Annotated in this window: 15 protein-coding genes and 3 tRNA genes; 15 read left to right on the forward strand and 3 right to left on the reverse strand. The window is 52.2% G+C overall.

The genetic code is table 11. From position 1 onward, the window contains the following. The 10 genes from pyrF to AAFN83_RS18870 all read left to right on the forward strand — a co-directional run bounded on the left by pyrF (nucleotide 1) and on the right by AAFN83_RS18870 (nucleotide 4824). The gene (gene pyrF / locus AAFN83_RS18825; RefSeq protein WP_347772213.1) at nucleotides 1–816 is read left to right on the forward strand and encodes an orotidine-5'-phosphate decarboxylase; all 816 of its coding nucleotides are present in this window, start codon (nucleotides 1–3) and stop codon (nucleotides 814–816) included. Continuing rightward, nucleotides 803–1447, forward strand: a complete 645-nt coding sequence (gene pyrE, locus AAFN83_RS18830) for an orotate phosphoribosyltransferase (protein ID WP_347772215.1) — start codon at nucleotides 803–805, stop codon at nucleotides 1445–1447. Before pyrF ends, pyrE begins: the two co-directional genes overlap by 14 nt. Before the next feature lie 201 nt (nucleotides 1448–1648). Beyond that, nucleotides 1649–2251, forward strand: coding sequence for a phosphatidylglycerophosphatase A family protein (locus AAFN83_RS18835; RefSeq protein ID WP_347772217.1), 603 nt, complete (start codon nucleotides 1649–1651; stop codon nucleotides 2249–2251). 105 nt (nucleotides 2252–2356) lie between these two features. Then, the gene (locus tag AAFN83_RS18840; protein ID WP_347772251.1) at nucleotides 2357–2536 is read left to right on the forward strand and encodes a hypothetical protein; all 180 of its coding nucleotides are present in this window, start codon (nucleotides 2357–2359) and stop codon (nucleotides 2534–2536) included. A gap of 134 nt (nucleotides 2537–2670) precedes the next feature. Next, a tRNA-Met gene (locus AAFN83_RS18845) sits at nucleotides 2671–2744 on the forward strand. Nucleotides 2745–2760: 16 nt separating this feature from the next. Further along, a tRNA-Ile gene (locus AAFN83_RS18850) sits at nucleotides 2761–2834 on the forward strand. A gap of 100 nt (nucleotides 2835–2934) precedes the next feature. Next, nucleotides 2935–3498: a GNAT family N-acetyltransferase gene (locus tag AAFN83_RS18855; protein ID WP_347772219.1), complete on the forward strand. Its 564-nt coding sequence runs from the start codon at nucleotides 2935–2937 to the stop codon at nucleotides 3496–3498. Nucleotides 3499–3522: 24 nt separating this feature from the next. Continuing rightward, nucleotides 3523–4128, forward strand: coding sequence for a hypothetical protein (locus AAFN83_RS18860; protein ID WP_347772221.1), 606 nt, complete (start codon nucleotides 3523–3525; stop codon nucleotides 4126–4128). 118 nt (nucleotides 4129–4246) lie between these two features. Beyond that, nucleotides 4247–4429: a hypothetical protein gene (locus tag AAFN83_RS18865; RefSeq protein WP_347772223.1), complete on the forward strand. Its 183-nt coding sequence runs from the start codon at nucleotides 4247–4249 to the stop codon at nucleotides 4427–4429. Then, nucleotides 4402–4824: a GrpB family protein gene (locus AAFN83_RS18870; protein ID WP_347772225.1), complete on the forward strand. Its 423-nt coding sequence runs from the start codon at nucleotides 4402–4404 to the stop codon at nucleotides 4822–4824. Before AAFN83_RS18865 ends, AAFN83_RS18870 begins: the two co-directional genes overlap by 28 nt. A 77-nt stretch (nucleotides 4825–4901) precedes the next feature. Here the strand turns inward: AAFN83_RS18870 and AAFN83_RS18875 are convergent, their stop codons facing one another. Next, nucleotides 4902–5837, reverse strand: a complete 936-nt coding sequence (locus tag AAFN83_RS18875) for an S-layer homology domain-containing protein (protein WP_347772227.1) — start codon at nucleotides 5835–5837, stop codon at nucleotides 4902–4904. A gap of 128 nt (nucleotides 5838–5965) precedes the next feature. On the opposite strand from AAFN83_RS18875, the gene AAFN83_RS18880 reads away from it, so the two are divergent. Together AAFN83_RS18880 and AAFN83_RS18885 are read left to right on the forward strand one after the other, a co-directional pair. After that, on the forward strand, nucleotides 5966–6799 hold the full coding sequence (locus AAFN83_RS18880; RefSeq protein ID WP_347772229.1) for an alpha/beta hydrolase family protein: 834 nt from the start codon (nucleotides 5966–5968) through the stop codon (nucleotides 6797–6799). Nucleotides 6800–7008: 209 nt separating this feature from the next. After that, the gene (locus AAFN83_RS18885; protein ID WP_347772231.1) at nucleotides 7009–7332 is read left to right on the forward strand and encodes a holin; all 324 of its coding nucleotides are present in this window, start codon (nucleotides 7009–7011) and stop codon (nucleotides 7330–7332) included. On the opposite strand, the gene AAFN83_RS18890 is transcribed toward AAFN83_RS18885, so the two are convergent. Beyond that, nucleotides 7329–7811 (reverse strand): NucA/NucB deoxyribonuclease domain-containing protein, encoded by a 483-nt coding sequence (locus tag AAFN83_RS18890; RefSeq protein ID WP_481810524.1) that lies wholly within the window; start codon nucleotides 7809–7811, stop codon nucleotides 7329–7331. The genes AAFN83_RS18885 and AAFN83_RS18890 overlap by 4 nt on opposite strands. A gap of 205 nt (nucleotides 7812–8016) precedes the next feature. Between AAFN83_RS18890 and AAFN83_RS18895 the strand changes: the two genes are divergently transcribed. The 3 genes from AAFN83_RS18895 (at nucleotide 8017) to AAFN83_RS18905 (ending at nucleotide 9331) form a co-directional block, all read left to right on the forward strand. Next, nucleotides 8017–8089, forward strand: a tRNA-Val gene (locus AAFN83_RS18895). A 223-nt stretch (nucleotides 8090–8312) separates the two neighbouring features. After that, complete coding sequence (locus AAFN83_RS22140) at nucleotides 8313–8366, forward strand: putative holin-like toxin (RefSeq protein ID WP_347772693.1); 54 nt, start codon at nucleotides 8313–8315, stop codon at nucleotides 8364–8366. A 686-nt stretch (nucleotides 8367–9052) separates the two neighbouring features. Then, nucleotides 9053–9331 carry a YjcZ family sporulation protein gene (locus AAFN83_RS18905; RefSeq protein WP_347772235.1) on the forward strand — a complete coding sequence of 93 codons (279 nt, stop codon included), beginning with the start codon at nucleotides 9053–9055 and terminating at the stop codon, nucleotides 9329–9331. 466 nt (nucleotides 9332–9797) lie between these two features. On the opposite strand, the gene AAFN83_RS18910 is transcribed toward AAFN83_RS18905, so the two are convergent. Continuing rightward, a partial coding sequence (locus AAFN83_RS18910; RefSeq protein ID WP_347772237.1) for an integrase core domain-containing protein occupies nucleotides 9798–10116 on the reverse strand: 319 nt, incomplete at its 5' end.

Below are 10116 nucleotides of genomic sequence, written 5' to 3' on the forward strand. Positions count from 1 at the left end.
ATGACTCACGCATTCCATGCGACGGAAGGAAACCCGGCAAACCGGGACGAGCTTGCTCGACGCATCATCGTTGCCCTTGATTACCCGAATGCCGCTCAAGCGGAATCGCTGCTCGCGTCCCTCGAAGGCATTCCGTGCTATCTGAAAGTCGGTATGCAGCTGTTTTATGCAGAAGGCCCTCGCTTCGTGGAGAACTTGAAGAAGAGAGGCTACCGCGTTTTCCTCGATCTGAAGATGCATGACATTCCGAACACGGTAAAAGGAGGAGCCGAGAGCATTACTCGGCTGGGCGTGGACATGTTCAACGTCCACGCCGCCGGTGGGGTGCGGATGATGGAGGCGGCTCGCGAGGGCATGGACAAAGCGCTTACCGGTGTATCTCGCTCTTCGTCCACCCTCGATAACGCTTCGGGGGTGGCCCTTCCGGATCGTCCGCTGCTCATTGCGGTCACGCAGCTCACGAGCACGGATCAAGCGACGCTCAACGAGCAGATCGGCATTCCCGGAACGCTGGCGGATGCCGTTACCCGCTATGCTCGCCTCACCAAGCAGGCAGGTCTTGACGGAGTGGTCGCCTCGGCGCAAGAGGTGCGCCCCATTAAGGAAGCGACGAGTGAATCTTTCTTGACAATCACGCCGGGAATTCGACCGGCCGGCGCGGATGCCGGAGACCAGTCGCGCATGATGACCCCGGCGATGGCGCTTCGCGAAGGAACGGACTTCCTCGTCATCGGCCGTCCGATCACCGCACAGGCCGACCCGAGGCTCGCACTTGAAACCATTTTGGAGGAGATGCTTACCCATGGCCATGCATAACCTGAGCGAGACCATTGCTCATTCCCTGCTCAATATCAAAGCGGTCGCTCTGCGTCCGAACGATCCGTTTACCTGGACCTCCGGGCTCAAGTCGCCTATCTATTGCGACAATCGGCTGACACTGTCCTACCCTAACATTCGGACCCTGATTGCCGAAGGCTTTGCCGAATTGATTCGGCAGAAGTATCCGAATGCAGAGGTGATCGCCGGAACGGCTACCGCCGGTATCCCGCATGCAGCGTGGGTAGCGGACAAGCTGAACCTTCCGATGATCTACATTCGGGATAAAGCGAAGGGGCATGGCAAGCAGAATCAAATTGAAGGTGTCCTGAAGGAAGGGCAGAAGGTCGTTGTGATCGAAGATCTGATCTCCACCGGGGGCAGCTCTCTGAAGGCTGCCTTGGCAGCCAAGGAAGCAGGCGGCGATGTTCAGTCCGTTCTCGCGATCTTTACCTATGAGTTTGCGCAAGCGTCCGCACTTTTCGCTGACGCAGGCATTCCGGTGGAAACGTTGACGACTTATTCAGCGCTCTTGGACACGGCTCTCGCCCAAGGCTACATCCAGGAGGAGGATCTTGCCAAGCTGAAAGCATGGCGGGCCAATCCCTCGGAGTACGGCAAAGCCGAGTAACGAACCGCACTCCCTTCAAAGCCATTCTTCGTCTTTATGGACGGTGGGTGGCTCTTTTTGCAGGGATCGACTCCCGTCGTGTCGAATCTTCTGGGTAGGGAGAAAGATACCGAACCTTTTTCCCTGCGGTGATTACAATAGAAGGAAAGGCTTCTGTTTCCGATCAGGAAGACGAGAAGCGAGGCGGGAAGGGGAAGTTCGATGAGAGTCCACAACCGGGAATTGGAAAATGCCGTGTATCGCAAGCTAGCGGAGCGCGGTGTCGAATTGGAAGCGATTGCCGATATCGTGTACGACATGCAGCTGCCGTATCATCCCAATCTTTCTAAGGAAACCTGCCTGGAGAGCGTGCGTGCCGTCCTCTCCAAACGGGAGCTTCAGCATGCGATCCTTGTTGGGATTGAACTGGATGTTCTGGCCGAGCAGGGGCTTGTCTCTGAACCGTTGCTGTCCATTCTCCGCGACGACGAAGGCTTGTTCGGCTGCGATGAAACGCTGGCCCTCGGCTCGGTGTTTGGCTATGGCAGCATTGCCGTGACCACCTTCGGCTATTTGGACAAACAAAAGGTAGGCATCATTCGCCAACTGGACAATAAAGCACTCGGCAAAGTGAATACCTTCTTGGATGACTTGGTCGCTGCTGTTGCTTCGTCGGCTTCCAGCCGTATCGCCCACCGTCAGCGTGATTTGGACGAGAAGGTGTATGAGCTGGAAGCACTGGCAGCTGGAGAGGCAGCTAGTGCTCAGGAGGCTAAGGTGATTCCGCTTGATCCCTTCTTGAAGGAAGCCAGCGCAGGCGAATAGGTTGCAGCTTTGGTACCGATTCCCTTCGACCATATGGAAACCGTGACGCCAAAATGGGCAAGCTAGCCTTATTCCATTATGCGGACGAAGGGATCGGGATCAGGCATGAACGGAAGCATGGATTGGATTTATTGGGCCAAGCTGTATGACACCAAGTTCCAGGCGGGATGCCTTGCCAAGCGGATGGAAGAGGATTGGTGGATCTACGGATACGATTGCCCTCGGAACGTAGAGATCTACCGCTCTTGCAAAGGGCGTTTCGGAGTGCGGTACATTCCCACCTGAAATGGGCAGGGCAAGAAGGGGGAACGGCAGCGGACCGGCGGTTACGTGCGGTCTGCTTTTGAGTGTTCTTTTATCTTGACACTTGGAAAATGCTCGGGGTATACTATATTTTGTGACTATAAATCAGTCGTCGACGCGGGGTGGAGCAGCCCGGTAGCTCGTCGGGCTCATAACCCGAAGGCCGCAGGTTCAAATCCTGCCCCCGCAATACTGTTTTTTGGAAAGGGCCCTTAGCTCAGTTGGTTAGAGCGGTCGGCTCATAACCGATTGGTCGCAGGTTCGAGTCCTGCAGGGCCCACTAAGGCGTTATCCCCAAGAAGTCAATCCCAATGGATTGACTTCTTTCTTTTTTATGGAAAAATGGATTTATTACCTTAAGCAGAGAAGAGGTCGTTCCCATGGCAGTGAAAAGCCCATATGAACACTTTCCGTACATAACCGCCGATGAAGTCACCTTGCGTAAAACGGTTCCATCTGATGTGGACGACTTGTTTGAACTATACAGCAACGAAAATCAGTTTCGCCACAGCCCCGTCATGCTCAGGAAGACGAAGGAGGCTGTCGCGAATATGATCGGTCATTTTGAACGGGACTTTCTCAAGAAAAAGCTGATCCTTCTCGGGATTTGCCTGAACAGCGAGTCTGATCGAGTGGTGGGTACCGTGGAACTGTTTGATTATGCCCCGGAAGTTAACGCCATCACAATAGGGTATCGACTCCAGAATCGGGTGTGGGGGCAAGGCATCGCAACGAAAGCCGTGGCGGCGATGCTGGAGTATCTGATTGGCGACCTGGAGATCAACCGGGTTCAAGCGTTCGTCATGCCGGAAAATGAGAAATCGCAACATGTCCTCCTGCGAAACGGGTTCACCCTCGAAGGGACGATTCGGCAGGGACATGTCTGGAAAGGGCATGGAGTCGTTGATTTGATGCTATACTCCCGATTAAGATCAGACGTCTAGAACGAAGAAACGGAGAAGGCGACCATGTACATTCATGTAAACCAGGTAGTGGAAGCGGCGCGGGAAGCTCCCGAAGTCATTCAGCACTCTTTTGGCGAGCTGGATCTGTCGAAACTGGAGGGAGTCCGGTTTCATACCTGGTCGGAATACGAGCTCTATCTCGGGATTTATCGTGGATTGAAGGCTGCTTTTGCCCATGAGCTTGATGCTTTCTTGAAGCTATGGCTTTTGGAACTTATCGAGGTTGAGGAGTGGTATGAGAGCGACATGGCTTCCACAGAAGCCGCAAAGAGCATTTACGAGCATTTCTTCTTGAAGGATGTGGCGGACTTCACCTTACAGACATGGGGGAGTTCCGAGGCAGAAGAGTTTGCGAATCAATGCATAACGGATAAGACGAAGAAGGTCATAGAGGGCATAGCGGTTTATGAGCAGAGGTACGGAGTAGAGGATAAAATCGGCGGACCTGGCATCTATAAGCTGGGCCTAAAGAGGCTGGAAGAAGAAATGTTTTTCATGAAGATTGAAGGGGTTCAGCGGGCGGTTGAAATCCGCTATGACGATTCCTGGGCCGGCTACCGAACGCTCTTTTTAGAGACAGAGGACGAGTATATCCTGCTGTGTGAATAGTGGTACGGGCATCAAAGCGAGAGGGCGGGGAAAATTGCCGAACTCGTTTACGTGAGCAGTCGCATACGAAAATGGACGCTGGACACATTCACGGAATGAAACGGACGGAGGAATATTCATGACAAAACCGTTAGCCGATATGACGATCGAGGAACTGTGGAGATTGTTCCCCATTATCCTGAAGGAGCATAATCCCGATTACTACGAATGGTATCGGGAAGAAGAGGAGCAAGTCGTACAAGCTCTGGTGAAACCGTCAAGCGAATCAACCACATGGGGAGTACGACGGTTCCGGGCCTGATTGCCAAACCGACGGTAGACATTCTTGTGGAAGTGGGGGAAGACTGCGACTGGAGCCAAGTGGAGGAGCGGTTGAGGGAAGCGGGTTGGACCTGTATGTCAAAACAGGAGGAACCCACTAAGAAGACAAGCTATAACAAAGGCTATACCCCGTTTGGATTTGCTGAAAAGGTGTACCACCTCCATGTTTGCTGCTTAAGCGATGTCGGAGAGCTTTATTTTCGCGACTATTTGCTCGACCATCCCGAGGTGGCGAAGGATTATAGCCGCTTGAAGGAAAGCTTGTTTCATGAGTTTGAGCACAATCGGGATGGGTATACCGAGGCCAAGACGGAGTTCATTCGTGCGTTTACAGAAAAGGCGAGAGCCGCGTATCCCGACCGATACAAGCCGTGAGGAGTCGGGCATAAAAAAGCTGCGCCTACTATTCGGTAGGGGCAGCTTTTATTAAGTAAAGGGGACATCATCTACTCTTATTTCGTCAGCATCGCAACGGGAGTATACGCCTTATCGATGTAAGTGGACACCTTGACATCCTTCAAGACCATCGGATAAAACATATCGGGGTCGGGATCTGTGAGCTTGTAGCGGATGATGGCCTTGTGGTCACTGGTGAATTGTATCCCTGTGATGACCACGCCATATCCCGGGTGCGGAACGGTGACGGTCAAGGTCACTTTGTTCACGTCGGGGCTGATCGCTTCAACGGACAGGGCTGATTCGTCTTCCGGTGTCACCGAGTTATCCTCCTCTCCGGGAGTAGGCTCCGCGCTAAGCTTCCCGCCGTGACTGGTCACAAAGGCGCGGGCTTCGTACAGCATATCCGCTGCTTCAGAGCGGGTGATGCTGGCTTTCGGGCGGAACTTGTGTGCGGAATCGAGCTTCGTGATCTTCGTGTTCAACAGGAACTGAATGCTGCCGGAAGCGGCAGGATCAATCATGTTCTCGTCCTCAATGATATTGTACAACAAGATCGTGGCATACTCACCTGTTTGTTGGATGGCTTTGCTGAGCAGGTGGGCGTAGGCTTCGCGGGTAATGGGAGCCTTCGGGTTGACGTCCTTGCCCAGCTCCAGCGTGAACTGCGCAATGACAAAATCATTCGCATACCAGGCGCTGTCCGAAACTTTCGAGAAGTAATCACTCGCCTTCGGTTCTTTTACAAATTGAATGTCGTCCAGGTTCAAATTGAACGCCTTCACCAGCAAATGAATCCCTTGCTCATAGGTCAGCACCTGCTTCGGTGCAAACTGGTCTCCATTTACTCCGCGAAGAATCCCATCCTTCTGCAGGCTCTTGATCTTCGCTTCTGCCGGGTCCCCCGCCGTATCACTGAATGCCATGGCTACAGAGCTCCACAGAACGGCTGGCAGCACAGCAGCCGAAATCCATTTCCATTTGGTTGTCATCGTTGATGCACCTCCACCCCCTCAGACGGGCACTTGTTTTAAAAGGTTGCACCCCTTGGTAAAATTTGATCCGGCCGCTCCTTCCCCCTTATACTAAGCCTAACAACAGGCAAAAAGGAGGAGTCTGCGTGAGCATTGCTTTTGAATTGGAGCTTGCACCCGATCGAATTCTTCGAGGAACGGCATTCCCTAGTCAACATGAAAGTCAAGGTGTAGTCATCGTATGCCATGGCTACAAAGGGTTCAAAGACTGGGGCTTCTTTCCTTACCTTGGGGAACAGTTGGCGACTTCCTTTGATGTGATTACGTTCAATTTTACCCATAATGGGGTAGGGGAAGACCCGTTCACCTTCACTGAGTTGGACAAATTTGCATGCAATACGTATACCCGGGAGCTGGAGGATTTGGAGTTCCTGGTGAACGCGGTGCGTCAGGGTCGAACGCCGCTCGGGCTGCGGGTAGAAGAGGATGTCTATCTGCTGGGACACAGCCGCGGAGCAGGAGACTCCTTGCTGTATGCGCTTGAGCATCCAGGGGAAGTTGCGGGAGTCATCAGCTGGAACGGGATCACGAATGTGGACCTGTACTCGGATCAGGAAAAGGCAGACATGCGAGAGCACGGACGCGCTTATGTGCTGAACGGGCGCACAAAGCAGCACATGCCGCTGGATCGCGTGCTGTTGGAGGACTTGGAGGCCAATGCTGGCCGGTTCGATATCTTAGGGCGTATTCAGGGAATTCAACCGCCTGTCGTGCTCATTCAAGGAACAGAGGACAGCGCTCGACTTCGCAAGGGCTCTGCGGCGCTCACCGAGCTTCGCCCGGACATTCCGTGGCTGAAGGTATCGGGAGGCAATCATACCTTCGGTGCGGTGCATCCTTTTCAGGGAATAACCGAGCCTCTGGAGGAAGCAATTCGGCTAACCCAGCAGTGGTTGACCAGCCAAACGATGAAGAAATAGGAGATTGTCGGACATCCTCTGGAGTTCCTCCTGCATAAAGTAGTAGAAACGGAGATGGAAGGGACGGAAAGCGGACAAGGGGGCTAGGGTGCAGCAAAATGGCTCTATCCTGGTTAAGGCGATTGGGCTGTATACATGAGCCAAGCCATCGCTTGACGCTAAGTCCCCCATCCTTCGTTTCAGCGAAAGGAAGCAGGGAGGAATGCAGGATGGATCAAGAACTCCTGACACGCATGCTAGCGTTCTCATCAATGCTGTCTGTCTTTGTCTTGGCGGCGGTTCAACTGGTCAAGGTGACGGTTCCCATCCCCAAGAGGCTGGTGCCGCTGACCGGAGTCGCGCTCGGTATGCTGATTGGGCTGGTGGCTTATCCGTTTACGGACTTGACCTTGGTGCTCCGATTGTGGGCGGGAGCGCTGTCGGGGCTGTCTGCGACCGGGCTGTTCGAGGCGGCCTTCAACAGGCCCCGAAACGGAGAAGGGGAGCCCTCTTCTCGAGATAAGGATGAGAAGAAGACTCCCGAAGATCGTTAGGGTACGATAATCTCGACTACGGTTCCGTCGGGATAGTCGTCCAGCTTATTGCCAATCCAGCTTCCAGCGCCTCGGTTATCGGCAGGGGGGATATAGGCGACATCGGCGCCTTTTCCTCCTTCTTCGCACATGGCCATCGGCCATTCGTCGCGATCGTAGCCTTTGCGGGTAGGTATGCCTCGTAGCGACTCGGAACGATTCTCCTCCGCACCGGCTCGGTCGATGGTGCAATACGCAGACTCTCCCGACTTGATGGCGTTCCGAATGTGCTCCGCCGTTTTGGGATAACGATCGGAGGGGAACTCGATGCGAACCACCGCCGATGGGTCCGGTGTCGCCCAGGGCAGAGGCCAGTTCTCTCCGTTTTCTTGTCGGATGTAAAGGAAGAGGAGAAAGAGGACGATCAGAAAGGCGATGAATTGTAGGAAACGGGGCTTCGTGCGACTGCGTTTCTTTTTGCGTTTGCGTGATGGACTCAAGGGTTCCTCCTGTTCCCATGTGGCCGCGGCCAGGATTCTACCCGATTTTAACACAGAAGAATTTTGCAAATAAGCAGGAATTCCATTCCGAAATCGCGTCGTCGAAAAAATTCCGAGCAGGAGTTGACTTGTCGAGGGATACCTGATAATATATCACTTGTCGCCGCTTACGAGCTTCAAAAAAGAAGCGGGCGAAACCCGATATGATCTGTTAGCTCAGCCGGGAGAGCACCATCTTGACAGGGTGGGGGTCAGTGGTTCGAGCCCACTACAGATCACTTGAGAGAAACCCTTGATTCCTTTGTGAATCAAGGGTTTTTTCGTTTTTATGTAGAGTAGGCGCTCTAGCTCAGTTGGATAGAGCGGTCCAAAAGGAGAAGATTACCAAGTGGGCATATGCTATAATTAAAGGGCAATAGAAAGGCTATATGGGCGGTCGGCTAACCTCTCGGAAGGGAGGTGATGCCTGTGGAGGTATACCAAGCACTCAGCTTAATGTTCATGTTCGGCATGTTCATTCTTGCGCTGCTCAGTTACCTAAACAAAAAGAAATAGACCGCCCCACGGACAATGGTTAGCGGTCTATCCGGACGTTACCTATTCGAAGCCTACCGCCCTTAAAAGCGGCTATTGCCAGGGGAGTCGTGTTAGCCGCACGGCTCCTTTAGCATTCTAAGCTTCTTCTATTGGCATTATACCACATGCAAGTGATTTTTATAATGCGTGCCTATACATTACGTAACATTTTTATGGAAGAACGGAGCAAGTTTTTTCTGCTGAGCGCTGAAGTTATCTTCATCGACTGTCGGTGAAAGGTCTAGAGACCCGACAAGCTTTGGCCAGATGGGCTAACATCTATTTAATCAGAGACAGTATACTTGTTCACTTTAAAAGATAGAATTTATCATGAACTACATAATCGGTACTTTTGCTAAAGGGACCTTTATTATTATACTGCTTGTTTACTCCATTTCGGCTAGTTCACTTGAGAGAAACCCTTGAGTCCCTTTTTGTTTTGCTTTTTATAGCCGAATATACGCTGCTCAAATCAGCCCGAAAAGGCGAATTGGTGCCGAGAAAAACATCTCCCCGAAAGTGTCCGCTGTTTCGAGGATACCCCGCTGGCTTAGGCTGGCGAGGTCTTTTGTGTGAAGATGGGTCGCTGCACGTACTCAATTGCCCCATTTGCTCCCTCATAGCGGACATATCATATACATCTTTTGTAGATGGAGGTGTTAACTATGGGGGTCGCCGTTGGTGGCGGATATGGAAGTGCGACGGCTCTTGCTCTGGTTCTGTTCATTCTTTTGGTAATCATCCTTCGTGTGGTGGTGATCTATATGGCATCAAAAAAACGGTCAAAGAAATCCGTTCGTACATCGGCATTCACCCCCTTTTCACCTTTTTCGCCATTTGGATTTGAGAGGTTTGAGCGGTCATTTTTTCCGTTTGCCCCATTCGAACGGTTCGACCAATTCAATGAATTTGGATTCCCCTTTTTTGGAGGACGATTTTTCTAATATGCCCTGCTGGCTGTTGTTGCTGGTAGGGCATTGTTTTGCTTAGCATGGCTGATCCGATTGGCTTTCTAGCCCGGCAAGCGCTTGCGAATTCGCCCTGATGGCTTCAGCTGTCAGGGCCTTTATTGAGAAAAATGGGTCATCGCATGTACCCATCAGTCCAATTCGCTCCCCTTTACCGGACATATCATGTATGATCCTTTGCAGATGGGAGTGCTAACTATGGGAATCGCAGTCGGTGGAGGATTCGGAAGCGCGATCGCTTTCGTCCTGGTTCTGTTCATCCTTTTGGTAATTATCCTTCGGATACCGATTATCTAAACGAATTTGCATCCAGAATAATCCCTCTTGGCAGTAAGACTAGATTATCAAAGTGGGGTCAGTTCGAACTCACTACAAATCACCTGAGAGAAGCCCTTGACCACTTGTGGTCAAGTCCCCGAAATGTAGACAGTGAAAAAAACCTCTAGGCAGCAAGCTGGCGTCTGTACGTAACCGGAGTCAGCTTGTTTAGTCTTCGTTGTGGTCGGCAGTGGTTATAAAAGTGGATGTACGATTCAATTCTCCTTTGAGCTTCTTCAAGCGATCGGATATCATAGGGGTAGAGCCCTTCCGTTTTGAGATGCGAGAAGAAGCTCTCCATAGAGGCATTGTCATAACAGTTGCCTCGACGTGACATGCTGATTTGGGCGCCAACCTGTGGCAGCATGTCGTGATACGCGTAGGACGTGTACTGGAACCCTTGATCGCTATGAACGATCAAGCCAGACACGTCTTTCGTCTTC

Source organism: Gorillibacterium sp. CAU 1737 (assembly GCF_039888655.1).
GTDB lineage: Bacteria > Bacillota > Bacilli > Paenibacillales > NBRC-103111 > Gorillibacterium.